We start from the raw sequence: 17,733 nt of genomic DNA, 5'->3' as shown, positions 1-17,733 counted from the left end.
GATAATGGAAACCATTGCCGAGCAATGGGAAATCATCAAGGCTTATGAGGGTAAGATCCCGTTGATTGAGATGGATATTTTTATGGCCAACATCCGCAAATTATATGACGATTTCTATTTATTGGAAAAAATCAATAAAACACCCGGTTTTGATTCCGATAAAATCAGGTCACGGATAACCCGCGAATCTTCCTTTGTTTTTGAAATTGGTTCGAACCCAAAGCCTGCTGTCAACGAGGTAAAGGAAGAACCGGTTCATCATGTAGAACCTCAAATTGAATCATCGCCGGAAGATGAGAAAGAGCCGGAACTAGAAATGTTTATCCCGGATGAACCGGAGAATTTTTCTCATCCTGAACCAGCCTCCGAATCCCCATCAGAACCGGGCCTTGATCTTATCGGGGAAAATATGCCTGACTTCGAAACAGATCCTGAGCCGTTAAGTCAACCAGCAGAAGAGCCGGAACAAGAGTTGGACGAATTACTAGGACAAGAACCAGAAGAAGAACCGGAAGATGAGCCTGATCCAGAAATAACGCCTGAATCAACGAATCCGGCAATTGAGCTTTACCATAATGAGCCTGAAACAAGTAAAGCGCCAGCAGAACAGCCTGTTTTAAGAAAACCTTTACCAGCGCCCCTGCCTGACTTATTTGGTTCGGCACCCACCCTTGCCGATAAGTACCAGGCCGATAAAAAATCCGTGAACGATCATTTGACTGCAAACGGGAACGATAACTCGCTCGGAAACCGCATGCAGCAAAGCCAAATCAGCGATCTGAAATCTGCAATCGGGATTAATGATAAATTCCTTTTCATCAACGAACTCTTTAAAGGCGACCTGGCCGGCTACAACCGTGCAATCGAAAACCTTAACGCCTGCCAGATGAGGCAGGAGGCGCTGGATAAACTTGACACAATGCGAACTCAATTCAATTGGTCAGAAAATTCGACCTCTTTGACGCGACTAAATGAATTTTTGAAAAGAAGATACAGTATCTGACCTCTTACTTCGAACCAATGACACAAAAAAAACTCACCCTTGTTGTATTTGCATTGCTGTTTGCTATCGGCGGCATTGCCCAGGAAAAGGATTATGCAATAAGCCTGATTGACTCACTTGCTTCACCCTTGATGTATGGCCGGGGCTATGTAAATAAAGGCGACAGCCTGGCTGCTGCTTTCATTGCATCAGAATTTCAAAAGCATGGGATGAAATCGTTCGGCGCTGATTTTTACCAGCCTTTCCTTTTAAGTGTGAACACCTTTCCTGACCGGGTTGGTGTAAAGCTTAACAACCTGGCATTAATGCCCGGAAGTGAATTCACCGTAAGCGCTGCATCCCATGCCGATCATGGAGTTTACCCCATCAGGGTGATGAAGCGAAAGATGCTTGATAAACCCAGGCGGCTTCAACGCTTCAATAATAAAAACAATTCCAATCATTATGTTTTGTATGATTTTGATATGCGTGCGATCCAATCGCGCGACACCTTGCGCATGATAGATTCGCTGGTTCGCAACAATGTGGCTGGATCTCGGGGCGCAATTTTTGCCAGGCCAGCAGTTTCATGGCATGCATGGGTAAAAGAAATGAGCGATGAGCCGTTTACAGCAATTGATGTTCAAAGCGATCAGATTCCCAAAAAACCACGTACCATTGAACTGGATATTGTTAATGCATGGCTTCCCGATTATGTTACCCGCAATGTGATTGCCTGGATTCCCGGAAAGACAGAGCCCGATAGTTTCCTTGTGATCACAGCACATTATGATCATTTGGGAATGATGGGACAGCAAACTGTTTTCTCTGGCGCCAACGACAATGCCAGTGGCACAGCCATGCTGATTGACCTGGCACGGCATTACAGCCTTCCTGAAAACCACCATGATTATTCCGTGGCTTTTATGGCTTTCAGCGGCGAGGAAACAGGGTTGCTGGGTTCAAAGCATTATACTGAGAACCCATATTTTCCGCTTGCCCGGATTAAATTCCTCCTCAACCTCGATATGGTTGGAACCGGCAGCGATGGCTTGCTTGTTTTCAACGGAACAACTGATTCAGTCCGCCTTGAAACCATGAACAACATTAATGATGAGAATAAATATCTGAAAGAGCTACGGGTGAGGGGCGAATCGCGAAGCAGCGATCATTATTACTTTTACGAAAAAGGTGTTCCCGCATTCTTTTTGTTGACCATGGGAAGCGAGCACCACCATTACCATAATATTTACGATACACGTGAAGCCGTTCCGCTTACCAAATATGACGAAGTGTTTCGTTTGATCACCGATTTTTTTGATACGTTTTAATTCAGCAAATGCCCGGAAAACTCTATCTCGTTCCAACGCCCATCGGCAACCTTGAAGACATAACGCTGCGGGCCATCAGAACTTTAAAGGAAGTTGATCTGATCCTGGCCGAAGACACACGAACTTCAGGCGTGCTGCTCAAGCATCACGGTATTTCCCGGCCGCTGCAATCGCATCATATTCATAACGAGCACAAAACTGTTGAAACACTCGCTAATCGCATCAATGATGGATTAAACGTGGCACTGATCAGCGATGCCGGAACACCGTCCATAAGCGATCCGGGTTTTTTACTCGTGCGAACCTGCATCGAAGCTGGTGTAGATGTAGAATGTCTTCCGGGCGCAACATCCTTTGTTCCCGCACTGGTAGTTTCGGGACTGCCATCTGATCGCTTTCATTTTGAAGGCTTCCTGCCACCAAAGAAAGGAAGGAAAACCCGGCTGGAGTATTTGGCTCAACTTGATTGTACGGTAATATTTTTCGAATCGCCACACCGGATCGCCAAAACTTTAAAAGAATTAATTCAATATTTTGGTAGCGAACGCAAAGCCAGCCTTTCACGCGAACTTTCAAAGCTTCACGAGGAAACCCTCAGAGGAACCCTGGCTGAATTGGCCGTGATCACTGAAAGCCGGGCTTTGAAAGGGGAGATGGTGGTTGTGGTTGGCAGTAGCAGCGGCAGTAGCAGTAGGAAGTAGCAGTAGCAGTTTGCAGAACCAGTAACCAAAAACTAAACTACCTAAACTACCTAAACTTCTAAACCCATAAACCCCGAACTTAGAACAATAGAACAATAGAACTTTGAACCAGCAACCAGCAACCCATGCACACCTACAAATTCCCCCGCCCCGCTGTAACCGTTGATATCATCGTGTTCAGAAATAGCATGAGCGAAGTTTTGCTGATCAAACGCCTTCACCCGCCCTTTGAAGGCAAGTGGGCATTGCCGGGCGGTTTTATGGACATGGATGAAACCCTCGAAGAAGCGGCGGTTCGGGAACTGGAAGAAGAAACCGGACTTAAAGGAATTGTGCTAAGTCAGCTACACGCTTTCAGTGCCCTCGACCGCGATCCCCGCCACCGCACCGTTTCTGTTGCGTTTTATGGAGTGCTTGAAAATGACCGGGCTTCAGTCAAAGCTGGTTCAGATGCCAAAGAGGCTGAATGGTTCAAGTTGAACACACTACCACCCCTTGCTTTCGATCATGAGGAAATACTGGAAATAGCTTTCAGGAAACTCTTATAAATGCGATTCCTTATTTGTATTTGAGATCTGTAGCTGTACCTAGCTGGCATTTAAATCTACATTACCTCCATCATCGCCTTTACCACATTCATGGCGCCAAGTTCAATGTGGATAATGTCTGCGTCAAGCATATAACATGGTGTTGAAAACACATTGTGCTTTTTGTCAACTACTACTTCACCATGAGTGGTTTTCACATGTTTCGATCCCATCTTGGTAATGGCTTCAACTGTTTCTGCATGCTCGCCAACAGTAAGCTCAACATCGCCGAGCAACCTTGCAATCAACGTCGGTGCAATACAGAGTGCGCCAATCGGTTTTTTGTTAGTATGTGTGTCTTTCACAGCTTTTTCAACATCAGGATTTACTTTGCAATCGGCTCCATCAAAGGCATATGTGCACAGGTTTTTGGCCACGCCGAAACCTCCAGGAAGGATAATTGCATCATAATCCTTTGGATCGTATTCAGCCAAAGGTTTGATATTTCCCCGTGTTAGCCTAGCTGACTCAACCAGCACGTTTCTTTTTTCCGGCATTTCCTCGCCGGTGAGGTGGTTGATTACATGATGCTGCATCATATCCGGGGCAAACAACTGATAATCTGCGCCGGCTTTTTTAATAGCAAGAAGTGTCATTACTGTTTCGTGAATTTCGGCGCCATCGTAAACGCCGCACCCTGAAACTATTACTGCAAACTTTTTCATGGCTTAAATTTTAAATTATGTTTTTTTTCATGCTAATAGAATTCAAATTTAACAAAATCATTAAAAACAGACTTCACCTCATTTGAATTAACTAAATTTAACATCGCAATTTTAAATCCCTATGTGCGGACGTTTTTCACTTACAACCGATGAAGCCATTCTGAATGAGCGGTTCAGACTGGCGAGTGGCATTGAACCTTATGTAGCCAGGTACAATTGCGCTCCTACCCAAAAACTTGCTGTGATTACCAATGAAGAACCACGGCATCTGAGCTATTTCCATTGGGGATTGATTCCCTTTTGGGCCAAAGATGAAAAGATTGGCAGCAAAATGATCAATGCCCGGGCTGAAAGCATTGAAGAAAAACCGTCTTATCGAAATGCATTCCGTCAGCGCCGTTGCCTCGTGCTTGCCGATGGGTTTTACGAATGGAAAAACGAAAATGGCAAAAAGCCATACAGGATAACAATGAAAGATCTGCAGCCTTTCGCTATGGCCGGAATCTGGGAAACATGGAAGAATCCTGAAGGCAAGAAAATCAATTCATTTTCCATTATCACCACCTCAGCCAATGAGCTGATGAAAAACATCCATGAGCGTATGCCTGTAATACTGCCATCGGAATTTGAAGAAACCTGGCTTAAAAGTAATGATCCCCGCGAAATTCGGGAATTGCTGCAAGCTTTTGAATCGGAAAAAATGCAGGCCTATGAGGTTTCAAAGCTGGTGAATTCGCCGGGGAATGATAATTCCGCTGTGATTTTACCGTTGGATGGAAAATGAGAATGTTATTTTCGGAATGTGCTTCTTGATATATAGTTACCATTCTACTGCACCATCAAATTACACCCCTTCACATCGCTGTTATCAAAGCGGCCAAGCACTTCAAAGGTTTCGTCATCGTTGATCCTTCCGAGGTCCTGCGTGGAAATGAAAGAACAAGAATGAATGTTGGCAAGGTCAATGATATTGATAGCGCCGGTTCTTTCAGCTGGCAAATTACGGAAAGGATCGTTCAAATCCCGGATCAGGATTTTCATCCAGGGAGGGGTTCGGAAAAAACCTTTGCCTTTTGAGTAGGCTTGTGAGAGCAATTCAGTCATCCCGTATTCGGAATGGATCACGGGAATTTGAAATCGCGAACCAAGTATTTCATGCAGTTCTTCTCGAACCATTTCCCTCCGGCGGCCTTTCATGCCTCCTGTTTCCATAACAATGAAATTTTCAGGCAGTGCAATCGGATGTTTTTCTGAGAAATCAAGCAAGGCAAAACTTACCCCGATCAAAATGGTTTTTTGCTTTTGTGCAACTAGTTTCTCAATAGTTTCAGCCAGCTTGTGATGATCGTACAAATAAAAACCATTATCAGCATGTCCGCTTTGTTGCATCAGATTCTGAATCATATACACCAGGCTTGAACCTTCGCGTTCGAGGTAAGAAGGCAATAGAGCGAGGATGCAATAATCTGACACTGGGCCATAATTCATTTCAAAACAACGAAGCAAACTTTTGTTATAAACTAACAAATCAGTCACATAATGTTTTGATGTTGCCTGTCCCGTGGTGCCGCTGCTAGTAAAAATCTTTTCTGGCTGGTGCTTACCGCATTGTATTTTATGAGTCCTGAAAAGTTCAACAGGAAGAAATGGGATTTTCTCAACTTCTATCACATCATCAACCCTTATGCCCAACAAATCACAGAATTGTTTATAAACCGGATTTGCGTTATTCTGATAACGAAAAGCACCAAGACAGGCACTTTTGAACCCTTCGCTTGTGGCGGTTGTGAACAAGCTTTCGAAATCTGGATAATATTCTGACATCAGTAGAGTTTTAATATAAAAGCAGTAATTTTAGGGTTCCAAAAAAAAATAAAACAGTGCGGGCATTTTTAATCATTTCGGCAAGCGTTATTTTTATGTTGGGATCCTGCATAAAGGAAAAGGAATTTCCTATTGAGCCGCAAATTGAATTCAACAACTTCACAAAGGTACTTAATCCACCTGATACCATTCCCACACAGCTAATCCTGAGCTTTCGATTTACAGATGGCGATGGCGATATTGGCCTCTATGAACATGAAACAGATCCTCCTTTCGATTACAATCTTTTCATTGATATGTATAAGCTTGAAAACAACCTGCCGTCACTCATAATTTTTCCCGATACAACCACAACATTCAACAGTCGCATTCCCCGGATTGATGAAAATAAAGGTGAAAAGCCAATAGAAGGAATGATTGAGTACACCTTTGATTATTCTTTGCTGCGGTCATTTCTGCTTTCCGACACCATTGCATTCGATATAAGCATTAAAGATCGTGCCTTGCATCAGAGCAATACAATTCGAACACCTTTTTTTATTGTGGAATAGGCAGTTTTTGCAAAAGCATGCAACCCTAACTCTGATAAAAAGCCTACTTTTGTAAGGGGCAAAAAGTCTTTTTCCCCGATGATCCGAAACTATGAGAAATCCCTATTCTGACAGGAAATATCTTGTAATTGGTATTATAATATCCGTTGGGGTTCTTTTTGTATTCCGGCTTTTTTTTCTTCAGATTATTGACGACAGTTATAAACTCTCAGCAAGCAATAATGTGCTTCGCTATATGACCCAATACCCTGCCCGCGGTCTTATTTATGATCGCAGCGGAGAACTTCTCGTTTATAACGAGGCAGCATACGACCTGATGGTTATACCCCGCCAGGTTCGCAATATTGATACGCTGGAACTTTGCCGGATTATTGGAATTGAAAAAGAAGCTTTTATCAGAAATTTGAACCGTGCAAAGGCACATTCCTGGTACAAACCCTCCGTTTTTGAACAACAGTTGTCAACAGAAACGTATGGATATCTGGAAGAGAAGCTATTTAAATATCCCGGGTTCTTTGTTCAAACCCGCACCCTCCGCAAATACTCGCAGCCCATCGCTTCGCACACATTAGGCTATATTGGCGAGGCAAGTTCCAGGGTAATTGAGAACAATCCTTACTACCGCATGGGCGATTATATTGGAATAAATGGCATTGAAAGAACCTACGAGGAAATCCTAAGGGGTGAAAAAGGTGTAAAAATTATGATGGTTGATGTTCATAACCGTGAAATAAGAGGCTATCATGAGGGACGCTTTGATACCTCTTCAGTGATGGGTACGGATCTATACATAACCATTGATGCTGCGTTGCAGGCATACGGCGAAAAATTAATGCAGAACAAGCGTGGAAGCATTGTTGCTATTGAACCGGCAACCGGTGAAATCCTGGCACTTGTCAGCAGTCCGTCATACGACCCCAATCTTATGATTGGCCGTGCCCGTAACAAAAATTACGGCATTCTTTCAGAAGACACACTTAAACCACTCTTCAACAGGGCGCTCATGGCCACCTACCCACCTGGTTCAACATTTAAGATGGTAAACGGATTGATTTCACTTCAACACGGAGCAATTACTCCTCAATCACGATATTCCTGCCAGGGTACCGGTTCGCGTCCAATCCGCTGTAGCCATAATCATACATCGCCTCTGGCATTGCGGGATGCAATTGAACATTCATGCAACCCTTATTTCTGGGGTTGTTTCAGGGATCTTATTAACAGTTCCAGATTTACGAATACGGAAGAGGCATACAGCCATTGGGTTGATGACATGCACAGCTTTGGGTTCGGTAAGGTATTGGGAACCGATCTGTTCGGGGAACAAACCGGGAAAGTCCCAATGCCGAACGAATACAACCGCATTTATGGGGTTAATCGCTGGCGGGCATTAACAATAAGGTCGTTGTCAATTGGCCAGGGCGAAATTTTGCTCACACCTATCCAAATGGCTAATATGGCTGCCACCATTTCAAATAAAGGATATTATTACCCGCCTCACCTTGTTAAAGCAATTGGTGAAAACGACAGTATAAAGCCAATGGAGATTGAAAAGGTGAGAACCAATATTGATCAACACCACTATATTGAAGTGATTGAAGGTATGCACCAGGTTTTTACCGGTTCACATGGGACCGCACGCTGGTATAAGCTCAATGATATTTCGATGTGCGGAAAAACAGGCACCGCCGAGAACCCCCATGGCAAAGATCATTCTTTGTTTGTTGCATTTGCACCCAAGGAGAATCCACAGATTGCCATTGCTGTTGTTGTTGAAAACGCGGGTTTTGGAGCAACATGGGCGGTTCCTATTGCCACGTTGATGATGGAGAAATACCTTAAGGGTGAAATAAGTCGCAAAGAAGTAGAGGAAAGAATGTTAAACGCTATAATTTACTGATGTGAGAGACCGGGAAGGAATACTTGCCAATATTGACTGGCCAACTATACTCATCTACATTGGTTTGATGCTGATAGGTTGGATCAGTATTTATGCGGCAGTTTATCAGGAGGAAAGCAGTAGCATTTTTGATGTATCAGAAAGTTATGGCAAGCAATTGATCTGGATTGTAACAGCGCTTTTAATTGCAGGAACCATACTGCTCATTGATATCAAGTTCTTTCCGGCGTTTGCTTATGTTATCTATGCGATCTCAATGCTGGCGCTGATAGCGGTTCTTTTCAAAGGTGCTGTTATTGCGGGCAGCAAATCATGGTTTCAAATCGGGGGATTTGCACTTCAGCCCGCTGAGTTTGCAAAATATGCAGCAGCCCTGGGACTGGCCAGGGTTATGAGTTCTGCTTCGTTTAATTTGCGAACATTAAAAGGTAAAGCTCAGGCTTTTGGGATCATCGGGTTACCTGCAGCATTGATTCTGCTTCAGAATGATACAGGTTCGGCATTGGTGTTTTCCAGCTTTTTGATTGCTTTTTATCGCGAAGGACTTTCGGGAAGTGTATTGATTTTAGGCGCAGCTATGGCTGTGCTTGTGCTGGCGACTTTACTTTTTGGAGAGCTTTCGATTATTATTGCATGTATTGTAATCGCGGCTATTGCATTGCTTTTTATAAAACGCTACACTGGCAATATTTTGAAGATTGCGGGAATGCTTATTCTTGCGATCGCTTTTATACATACAGTCGAATATTCGTTCGAGAACGTTCTTCAACAACATCAAAAATCACGTATCAATGTGCTGCTCGGGAAAGAAATTGATTTAAAGGGAGTGGGCTATAACCTTCACCAGTCAAAGATTGCAATTGGTTCCGGTGGCTTTGCCGGAAAGGGATTTCTGCAGGGAACGCAAACCAAATATAGCTTCGTGCCCGAGCAAAGCACCGATTTCATTTTCTGCACCGTAGGCGAAGAATGGGGCTTTATCGGCAGTGTTTCGCTTATATCATTGTACATCCTGTTATTAATCCGGTTGATCCGCTTAGCAGAACGGCAACGTTCAGATTTCAGCCGGATTTATGGCTATGGGGTTGCATCGGTTTTGTTTTTTCACTTCACCATCAATATCGGGATGACCATCGGACTGGTTCCGGTTATTGGTATTCCGCTGCCTTTTATCAGTTATGGTGGCTCATCGTTGTGGGCTTTTACAATTATGCTGTTTACCTTTATTAAACAGGATGCCAACAGGTTTGCATTATTATAATGTTGAAATGAAAAAGCCTTGCTCCAGTAAAGAAAGCAAGGCTTTTTACAATTGTAAGTTCTGATATTCTAATAGAACATCATCCGATTATCCGTTACGTTCGCATTGTCCTCGATGGCTTTAACGCCTTCGCGTGAAACACGGCTTCGGAAATTATTGCTGAGCACCCTTTGTATGCCTTTAAGATCATCGCCTTCAGGTTCTTTGATGATGTATTCATCAACCATGAGAATGTAAACAGCAAGGTCGCCGGCAACAGGTTGGGAAAATTGCTTTTCCTCCATTGAGAAAATCTTGCCAACAATTTTGGGTTCCCTACCGAAATTGGGAAGATTTAAAGAGTTAAAGGTAAGGTTTGGCAGCGATTCAACATTGGTTTCAAGTTTTGCAGCAATAGCATTTAAATCGTTGTTGTCTTTGGCTGCATCCTGCATACGGCTGATGAGCAGTTCAGCCTTTTTTTCCCTGCGAACCAGCGGCTCAATCATAGCTTTTGACTGATCAAATGGCATGGTTCCTTCTTTTTGAAGGCCTGTCAGAGTAGCCACAACAAATGATCCTTCCACATCAAATGCGGGTGAAACATCGCCAACTTTCGTGTCTTCGTTGTACATCCAGCGAATCAGTTCACGTGGCATAGTAATACCAGGAATACTGTTATCCATAGGTTTGATGCTACTTGCATTTCTTTTTGATAGTCCGGCATCAACAATGGCTTTTTCAAAAGCTTCGCTATTGCGGTTGGTACTTGCAAACTGGCTTGCATTAACATATGTTTCCTGAACTGTACGGGTGCTGGGTTCAATAAATCTGTCAACAATTGCAACCCTTACCTTTTGAACAGGCTCCGTTTTACCTGTTATTTCTATGATGTGAAAACCAAATTGTGACTCAGCCATAACAATCTGGCCAACCCTGTTTTCAATTACGGCCTGGTTGAATGGATATACCATAGCGCCATCCTTAAACCAACCGAGATCACCCTGGTTTTGTGCTGCCGAAGGATCGTCAGACATTGTTAAGGCTAAATCAGCAAATTTGCTACGGTTTTTCATGATTTCATTAAAGAGGCTATCAGCCCTGTTTTTCGCCTGTTCTTTTGTGCGGGTAGTTTGCTGGTTCATACCGGTTGCCTGGTGCGAAACCAAAATATGACTGGCTTTCAGGGAGTCGGGCCGGATTCCAGTGTCCATCAAACGGGCCATAACATGACGGCCATCTTCAACAAAGGGGCTTACCATAGTTCCGACAGGAGCTTCAAAAAGCGCTTCATCTATTTTCAATGGCAATTCACCACGTTTGAACCATGTACTGTCATAACGTGAGTCAGAAACCGCGTTTACAAAAACAGGGATGTCGTTGACTTGCTGAAATTCCTCATAAAGCTTGTTGAATTCTGCGGCAATTCTTTCCCGATCCTCTTCCGAAGCCTGAATTTCGAAGATAACATAGTCAATAGCACGTGTATCTTCCTGGTTATAACGGAATTTATTGTTTTCGTAAAAGCGTTTCATCTCCTGTTCGGTAACCGCAACCTCTTCATCGGGTATAACCTGATAACGCAGGGCAACTGCTTTTACATTTGCCTGGCGGTTTTTCGACATAAAATCTTTGGTGGCTAACGCAGTAGGTACATGATAGGCTTTGGCAAGTAAATCAGTATGCTTGTTAACGAGTTGATCGTCCTTTATGGCTTGCTCAAGAAAAAGGTAGCGCTGACGCATTGCAGGATCAACCTGATCGAGGTTTCGAAGAAAGTTATCCACGGCTGCAGGGTCAAACACACCGGTTTGCGGATCGGTAAAACTTTGCCTGATAAAACTATGTGGTTCTGTTCCGCGAACTAATTCATCCAATTCTTCGGTTGATATATTCAGCCCGAGATGATCGTATTCCTTATCGAGAAGAATCTCGCGTATCATCTCTTCCCATGTTGATTGCCGTGTTGCGTATTGCTCCTGGGGTGTAAGATTTTCACGACCCAAATTCTGCCGGCGCATGTTAAGACTTTCTTCGAGACGCTGGTTATAGGCAAGGATAGGAATGTCTTCCCCATCAACTTCCGCAATGTTAAAGCTGCCCTGCCTGGGTCCTTTTGAAAATAAATCGCCGAGCACGAATGCAGCCAAAGCCACACCAATTATTACTATTAAAAGTGTTGATTGTTTTCTGATATCACCTATTAAAGCCATTTTTCATCCTGTTTTTAAATGAGTTTGCAAATTTAATAGAAATGTTAACGTAAAAAATAAAAATCTATAAGGAAAAGCACGAATACTCTAACTTGTGTTCAGAAAGCTCTAAGCTGGGATCGAAAAAATCTGCCTGCTTCTCATGAACCATCTAAAATCTTTAGCTGAACCTGTTGAATGAGGGTATTGGTTGCCTGCAGGATTATAAATGCAAACTTTCCAATTTGTATTTCTTCTCCTATGGCCGGAATGTCTTCGTGATAATGTAATATAAGGCCTGCAAGTGTCTCATAATCATCTGACTCAGGAAGCTCCATCATGTATTTCCCGTTCAGATAATCAATTTCATGGCGACCGGAAAAAATGAACTCATTGTCTGAAACTTGTTTTTCTGTCTTTTCTTCTTTGTCGTATTCATCATCAATTTCACCAAAAATCTCTTCGATGATGTCTTCCATCGTAACAATCCCTGATGTTCCACCAAATTCGTCAACGACGAGTGCAATGCTTTTATGCTGCTGTATGAAAGTGGTGAGTATTTTGTTGGCCGTCATGGTTTCTGGGGCAATGATGATTGGCTTGATGAGCGGCTGTATACTTTGGGGCTTACTGAAAAGGTCGAATGAATGAACATAACCAATAATGTTATCAATACTGTCTCTATAAACCAAAATTCTTGAAAGGCCAGTTTCTGCCATCTCTGATGCCAGCTCCTCAACCGGGTCATTTTCTTCAATGGCAACAATTTCATTCCTTGGAACCATGCATTCCCGTAGTTTTACATTGTGAAATTCCATTGCATTCTGGATCATTTGAATTTCCTGCCTTACTTCACTATCGTCAAGTTGCTTGTTGTCAAGCTCACGCACATAGTTATCAAGATCAACAGTGCTGAATTCATGTTCTTTTCCAGAAACTTTGATTCGAAAAATGTACTTAAGTATAAATTCAGATACACCATTAAATATTAAAGTTATCGGAAAGAAGAGATAATAAAAGACACTTATTGGGATCGCAAAAAAGGTAACCAAGGCATTTGAGCTAATGCGAAACAGGATTCTTGGCAACAATTCTGCAACAATCAGGATAAGCAATGTCGTGAGAAAAGTTTGCAACAAGAAAATTGAAACATCATTGTTAAGGCTCGCAGAAAGGTTCTGTCTTAAAAACGGATCAAGCTTATTGGCAATGGCAACTCCATACATTACCAGTGCAATAACATTTCCGACCATCATAGCCGAAAGAAAGTGCGATGGTTTTTTTGTGAAGTCTGAAATCAATCTTGCTGAAGCCATGCCTTTATTTTTATTAAGCTCAATCTTCAGTTTATTTGAATTGATGAATGCGATTTCCATACCTGAAAAAAAGGCAGAAAGCAGAAGAGCGGAAAGAATAAGTGTATAACTATCCATTAATTTTTTAAGTTAGCATCCGGCTTGTGGGTTCAACTTTAGCGGTTTTGCCCTTTCTCATCTTCAATTTCAAACTCACCAGAGGTTTTTCTTATTACCCAATCATTGAATGATTCATGTGCTTCAAAGCCATTTTCGCCATAAAGCACATCGGATTGTGTAGTGATTTTTACAAAAACATCTGAGAATATTTTTTTCTCTGCCTGATCCCAAATCATGTGTTCGGTGTTCAGCTTTTCATTCTTTTCATGATTGATCACTATAACCTTGCGGCGCGCTTCCATCAATTTACGCTTTTCATAACTCACGCCATAGTCAGCCAGAAGCTCAGATTTCTTGTTCATGAGCGAATCAAAAAACGTCACATAAAAACCTTCGGGAAACTCCTGACGTGGGTCTTCACCAGCGTAAAAATTTGCCACGGGAGCTTCCATGATAAATTGCGGGATTCCATTTTCGCTGTAATGTACTGCAATATTATATGAAGATACCACAGGCAATGTATCGCGCTTAGTCATCTCGTTTACGAGGGCCATATCATTCTCGCAAGAAAAAAGCATTATCATCCACAGGATAATAATGCTGTAAAAGAATACATTTCTAATGCTTCGTCCCGGATGGGAGTAGGGGTCCATTTTTATAATGACTTTATTTGGCTGCTCTTATGGTGGTGTTTTCATTAATCCAACACTCAACCGTGAATGCTTCCCCCTCGGTATGTCCGTAAAAAAAGATTGTTTCAATGGAGGGAAAGTGTTTTGTGTATATGTTGATCCTTTGCGTTGCTTCGTCGGCAACTGAAGCATCAACCCTGCGCGCTTCCATGTATTTGTCGGCAGCAACCCAGTAAACCGCGTTGGTAGTGAGCTCGTTTGTGCCACATTCCTCGGCGCTGGCTGCATACAAATCACCAATAAGGATGTGAGCATGTCCATCAGTTGGCCTTGATTGAATGGCTTTCAAAGCTGCTTCGCGGGCTCTTACTTTGTTGCCTGTTTCTTTGTAGGATGTTGCCAGCAGAATCATACCATCTGCCCGATCGGCCGGACTTTCAAGCTTTTCAGCTTCTTTAAGAAAGTCAATAGATTTTGCGTACTCCTTGTTCCGAAAATACATCCTGCCAATTCCATAAGCTGATTGGGGTGATGGATCAAGTTCATAGGCTTTCAATGTGGTAGACAAATAAAGTGGGGCATCGGTGCAGCCTTTGCGGTCGAAAAGATTGATTACTTTGTATAGGAGCTCAAGATCTTCCGGGCTTTCATTTATTTTTCTGGTGAAGATAGCAATGAGGTCGTCGCATGATGCGTATGGCTCGAGGGTTTGCTCAATGAAACCCCTGATATTTTCCCAAACAGAAATTTGTTGTTGGTTATCCTGGTTTTTCGCAACGTTGAAATCAATGATCTGAATCATGGTTTCGTAAATTTCAAAGAATTCATCTTTTGAAATTTTTTCTTCCCGAACCATTCTTTCAGCATATCGAAAATACTGTGCGACTACCGGGGCTTCACTATCGTTGCCGGCAAGTTCAACTGAACGCCGGAAAATGCCATATAAATCATCATTTGCATTCGGACGATGAGAGATAAGGTTCACTCCTTTTCTACCCAAAATGTAGCCTTCTTTTCCAACGGCACGAATCCTTTGATCGTAAACCATCATTAAGGTATCAATAAGTTTTTCTTTCAATGCAGGATCTTTTTCTTTTGCAATCAGATATTCTACAATGTTTACACCATCAATATATGTATTTTCGCTGGCCAGCGGGCAGTTTAGAAAAACCCATCTCCACGGATTGATGGCATCTTCAATTACTGTTCCTGTTCCACCACTTGAACGCCACTGCCTGTAAAATTCGCGGTAAAGAGAAAGGTTGATAACGCAGGTTGCGCTATCCTCGCCGTACTTTGGCCCGGTTATTTGTGTGTAATCTGTACCTACCTGGGCATTTACAGGTGCTTTCATAAAAACTAACCCTAACAATAATCCTGTGGCGGCGACAACGATTTTTATATTTATCATCTTTTTCATAATTGGTTTGAATTTCACTGCTCAGTTTTTCATTTATTGGCTGGCAATTTTCTGTTTAAATCAAAAATATCTTCTCTGTTCGAACCATCTGTCGAGGATAGAGAAACTTGCAGAGAATCTGAAAAAGGTTTCCTCAATCAGGTTATTCTTTGTTGTGCCTCTCTGTCCTATTTCAATTCCGAGATTTATTGCTGATCTGGTTCGGCTTAATGGTAAACCAAAACCAAAACTTATGCCAAATTCATTCAACTGATTGTTATTAAGCTCAAGGTATGTTTGAGAGTACCTGATGCCGAAGCGATAACGCATTTTTTTCCAATAGGGTGAAATAGTTGTATTAATCGGTGTAAACTGAGTTCCAAGAGAAACTCCCATACTGTTTTTCAGAGAATCGCTGCGATCGAAAAGAGTATAGTTTTCCCAGTTTTGCCAGGTATAATCGGCAGCAATAAGCCAGCGACCGGTTTTCTGAAACATGATGCCTGCTCCTAAATCAGATGGTAATACCATTTTTCCTTTCAAAGAGGGTGTGTCAATAATTGTGTCCCGGATGTTATCAACACCTGTAAGACCTGGAAAATAGTTATAAGCAAGAACCTTATCCTTAATGGTAATCTTAGCTTCCGGGCTGTAAGTTAAACCCAACGTAAAGCTGTAATCATCATTTAGAGCTTGATTGTATTGGATCCCCGTGTTGAGCTTTAGATCCGAAACTGATGTGGTATTCAAAATGCGGGTTCCAAGCATAAACACTGAATCGGGAAATGAAAGGCTTCTGTTTTTTTCAAGGGTTCCAAATAAATAAACCAGATTAAAACCCACGGATAATCGTTTGCCTATTCCAACAGAATTGCCCCAATAAAACTGGTGTATTCCCCCTGATCCTTCAAAGTTGTGTTCTGTTTTTCCGAATTGCTCATCAATGCGGGAGTCAACTACCTTGTATCCCATATCAGAAAAGGGCAGTAAACCCAGGCTCGATTTCCAATAACTGGTTACCGGAAAGGCCATTAGTAAATGGCCAAGTGTAGCATAATTGCTTCGTTGGCTTAAGGTTTCAGTCCTGAGCCGGGCATATTTGTTATACAAACTTGCTTCAAACACAAAAGATTTCGGCTCAATGGAATGATAAGAGGCCGGATTATTGAAATTCACAAGCAGAGGGTTGTTTAGCCCAATGCTGGTTCCTCCCATCGCCATTATAGAAGTATGATTGTAAAGGTGCAAATCGCCAATGCCAAAGCGGGAATAAGGCGAACTGATCCGGGTTTGTGAGTTTGCTGAAGTGAATGCAAACAGGCATAAGGCCAACACCGTAAAAACCTTAAAGAATTTTTTCGTTTTCAATATTGTAGTTCAATATTATTTGTAATCCGTTTATAACCGGATTTGGGAGTGCAAAGATGCTATTTTTTAATCTTTTATGCAAAAATTTGCTATCACCGCCTCCAAAAATAATTGTTAAATCAGGGTAAAGTAGCTTGTACTTATCAATAATACCGTCAATCTCCACAGCAATTCCATTGATTACACCCGTGCTTATGGACTCTTCAGTAGTGGCACCTGTCAGGTATTTGATGTTCTTTCTTTTTACTAACGGAAGCTTGCCTGTAAAAGTGTGAAGTGCTTTAAATCGCATATCTATTCCAGGAGATATCGCTCCACCAACGAAGTTGCCATCATTGGTAACCAAATCCATTGTTATTGCTGTGCCGGCATCTATTACCAGTAAATTTTTACCCGGAAATGCATGCCAGGCTGCAACTGCAGCTGCAATGCGGTCTTTACCCAGTGTTTCAGGAGTTTTATAAGAATTTACAACTGGAAGTGCTGTTCCAGGATTCAGAATAATGGTTTTAAAGTGTTCATTCAATAACACCTTCAGTGTATCCGGGTAATTTACAACGCTGGACAAGATACAGTAACTTTGTTGTGGCAGCACTTTTAGATAGTTCCCGATCCTGCTGTACGATCCGTTTTTAAACACCCTGATTGAGAGCAGAATGTTTTTATCAAATACTGCAACTTTGAACAGGGTGTTGCCCAGGTCAATAATCACGTTCGTATCTGTTTTCTGTATCATGCCACTGCGGGTCTTACCGTTGGGTTACAAAAGTAATATAATGTCTTGCAAAAATGATGAATGCACAGATATCATTACTGTCCCATTAAAATCTAAAAAAGTTCTTTGATATATTTGAAATTTAGTTTGTTACAGGCGTTTTTCAATTAAACGGATTTCAATTTGCATTTTCGCTATTCTTAAAGAGAATAGCAAATGCATAAGGATAAA

Annotated in this window: 16 protein-coding genes; 8 read left to right on the top strand and 8 right to left on the bottom strand. The window is 42.2% G+C overall.

Features of this window, described 5'->3' with window-relative positions:
- The 4 genes from IH597_13110 to IH597_13095 all read left to right on the top strand — a co-directional run.
- The coding region (locus tag IH597_13110; GenBank protein MBE0663392.1) for a hypothetical protein at window positions 1-1,003 on the top strand (1,003 nt) is incomplete at its 5' end.
- 17 nt (window positions 1,004-1,020) lie between these two features.
- Window positions 1,021-2,313 (top strand): M28 family peptidase, encoded by a 1,293-nt coding sequence (locus IH597_13105; GenBank protein ID MBE0663391.1) that lies wholly within the window; start codon window positions 1,021-1,023, stop codon window positions 2,311-2,313.
- Window positions 2,314-2,321: 8 nt separating this feature from the next.
- Entirely contained in the window at window positions 2,322-3,014 is a 693-nt protein-coding gene (gene rsmI / locus IH597_13100; protein MBE0663390.1) for a 16S rRNA (cytidine(1402)-2'-O)-methyltransferase, read from the top strand.
- A gap of 125 nt (window positions 3,015-3,139) precedes the next feature.
- Window positions 3,140-3,562, top strand: coding sequence for an NUDIX hydrolase (locus IH597_13095; GenBank protein ID MBE0663389.1), 423 nt, complete (start codon window positions 3,140-3,142; stop codon window positions 3,560-3,562).
- A 56-nt stretch (window positions 3,563-3,618) separates the two neighbouring features.
- Here IH597_13095 and elbB read toward each other — a convergent pair whose 3' ends face one another.
- Entirely contained in the window at window positions 3,619-4,266 is a 648-nt protein-coding gene (gene elbB / locus IH597_13090) for an isoprenoid biosynthesis glyoxalase ElbB (protein ID MBE0663388.1), read from the bottom strand.
- Between the two features lie 121 nt (window positions 4,267-4,387).
- Here elbB and IH597_13085 point away from each other — a divergent pair, with 121 nt between their 5' ends.
- Window positions 4,388-5,050, top strand: a complete 663-nt coding sequence (locus tag IH597_13085; protein ID MBE0663387.1) for an SOS response-associated peptidase — start codon at window positions 4,388-4,390, stop codon at window positions 5,048-5,050.
- A gap of 44 nt (window positions 5,051-5,094) precedes the next feature.
- Here the strand turns inward: IH597_13085 and IH597_13080 are convergent, their stop codons facing one another.
- Window positions 5,095-6,090, bottom strand: a complete 996-nt coding sequence (locus IH597_13080) for an acyl transferase (GenBank protein MBE0663386.1) — start codon at window positions 6,088-6,090, stop codon at window positions 5,095-5,097.
- A 56-nt stretch (window positions 6,091-6,146) separates the two neighbouring features.
- On the opposite strand from IH597_13080, the gene IH597_13075 reads away from it, so the two are divergent.
- The 3 genes from IH597_13075 (at window position 6,147) to IH597_13065 (ending at window position 9,802) form a co-directional block, all read left to right on the top strand.
- Complete coding sequence (locus IH597_13075; GenBank protein ID MBE0663385.1) at window positions 6,147-6,641, top strand: hypothetical protein; 495 nt, start codon at window positions 6,147-6,149, stop codon at window positions 6,639-6,641.
- Window positions 6,642-6,732: 91 nt separating this feature from the next.
- Window positions 6,733-8,541 carry a penicillin-binding protein 2 gene (mrdA, locus tag IH597_13070; GenBank protein ID MBE0663384.1) on the top strand — a complete coding sequence of 603 codons (1,809 nt, stop codon included), beginning with the start codon at window positions 6,733-6,735 and terminating at the stop codon, window positions 8,539-8,541.
- 67 nt (window positions 8,542-8,608) lie between these two features.
- The gene (locus tag IH597_13065; protein MBE0663383.1) at window positions 8,609-9,802 is read left to right on the top strand and encodes a rod shape-determining protein RodA; all 1,194 of its coding nucleotides are present in this window, start codon (window positions 8,609-8,611) and stop codon (window positions 9,800-9,802) included.
- A gap of 68 nt (window positions 9,803-9,870) precedes the next feature.
- On the opposite strand, the gene IH597_13060 is transcribed toward IH597_13065, so the two are convergent.
- The 6 genes from IH597_13060 to IH597_13035 all read right to left on the bottom strand — a co-directional run bounded on the left by IH597_13060 (window position 9,871) and on the right by IH597_13035 (window position 17,523).
- Window positions 9,871-11,994: a SurA N-terminal domain-containing protein gene (locus IH597_13060; GenBank protein MBE0663382.1), complete on the bottom strand. Its 2,124-nt coding sequence runs from the start codon at window positions 11,992-11,994 to the stop codon at window positions 9,871-9,873.
- Between the two features lie 140 nt (window positions 11,995-12,134).
- Window positions 12,135-13,406 carry an HlyC/CorC family transporter gene (locus IH597_13055; GenBank protein ID MBE0663381.1) on the bottom strand — a complete coding sequence of 424 codons (1,272 nt, stop codon included), beginning with the start codon at window positions 13,404-13,406 and terminating at the stop codon, window positions 12,135-12,137.
- Window positions 13,407-13,444: 38 nt separating this feature from the next.
- On the bottom strand, window positions 13,445-14,041 hold the full coding sequence (gene lptC, locus IH597_13050; GenBank protein MBE0663380.1) for an LPS export ABC transporter periplasmic protein LptC: 597 nt from the start codon (window positions 14,039-14,041) through the stop codon (window positions 13,445-13,447).
- Between the two features lie 13 nt (window positions 14,042-14,054).
- Window positions 14,055-15,431 carry a hypothetical protein gene (locus tag IH597_13045; protein MBE0663379.1) on the bottom strand — a complete coding sequence of 459 codons (1,377 nt, stop codon included), beginning with the start codon at window positions 15,429-15,431 and terminating at the stop codon, window positions 14,055-14,057.
- A gap of 69 nt (window positions 15,432-15,500) precedes the next feature.
- Complete coding sequence (locus IH597_13040; GenBank protein MBE0663378.1) at window positions 15,501-16,787, bottom strand: hypothetical protein; 1,287 nt, start codon at window positions 16,785-16,787, stop codon at window positions 15,501-15,503.
- Complete coding sequence (locus tag IH597_13035; protein MBE0663377.1) at window positions 16,765-17,523, bottom strand: type III pantothenate kinase; 759 nt, start codon at window positions 17,521-17,523, stop codon at window positions 16,765-16,767. Before IH597_13035 ends, IH597_13040 begins: the two co-directional genes overlap by 23 nt.
- Window positions 17,524-17,733 lie beyond the last annotated feature (210 nt).

This window comes from Bacteroidales bacterium (genome assembly GCA_014860575.1).
GTDB lineage: Bacteria > Bacteroidota > Bacteroidia > Bacteroidales > JAAYJT01 > JAAYJT01.
This window is presented reverse-complemented; position numbering and strand designations above follow the sequence as displayed.

Coding starts and splice junctions, on each gene's coding strand:
- IH597_13105 (MBE0663391.1), top strand. CDS start 1,021: ATGACACAAAAAAAACTCACCCTTGTTGTATTTGCATTGCTGTTTGCT.
- rsmI (MBE0663390.1), top strand. CDS start 2,322: ATGCCCGGAAAACTCTATCTCGTTCCAACGCCCATCGGCAACCTTGAA.
- IH597_13095 (MBE0663389.1), top strand. CDS start 3,140: ATGCACACCTACAAATTCCCCCGCCCCGCTGTAACCGTTGATATCATC.
- elbB (MBE0663388.1), bottom strand. CDS start 4,266: ATGAAAAAGTTTGCAGTAATAGTTTCAGGGTGCGGCGTTTACGATGGC.
- IH597_13085 (MBE0663387.1), top strand. CDS start 4,388: ATGTGCGGACGTTTTTCACTTACAACCGATGAAGCCATTCTGAATGAG.
- IH597_13080 (MBE0663386.1), bottom strand. CDS start 6,090: ATGTCAGAATATTATCCAGATTTCGAAAGCTTGTTCACAACCGCCACA.
- mrdA (MBE0663384.1), top strand. CDS start 6,733: ATGAGAAATCCCTATTCTGACAGGAAATATCTTGTAATTGGTATTATA.
- IH597_13065 (MBE0663383.1), top strand. CDS start 8,609: ATGCTGATAGGTTGGATCAGTATTTATGCGGCAGTTTATCAGGAGGAA.
- IH597_13060 (MBE0663382.1), bottom strand. CDS start 11,994: ATGGCTTTAATAGGTGATATCAGAAAACAATCAACACTTTTAATAGTA.
- IH597_13055 (MBE0663381.1), bottom strand. CDS start 13,406: ATGGATAGTTATACACTTATTCTTTCCGCTCTTCTGCTTTCTGCCTTT.
- lptC (MBE0663380.1), bottom strand. CDS start 14,041: ATGGACCCCTACTCCCATCCGGGACGAAGCATTAGAAATGTATTCTTT.
- IH597_13045 (MBE0663379.1), bottom strand. CDS start 15,431: ATGATAAATATAAAAATCGTTGTCGCCGCCACAGGATTATTGTTAGGG.
- IH597_13035 (MBE0663377.1), bottom strand. CDS start 17,523: ATGATACAGAAAACAGATACGAACGTGATTATTGACCTGGGCAACACC.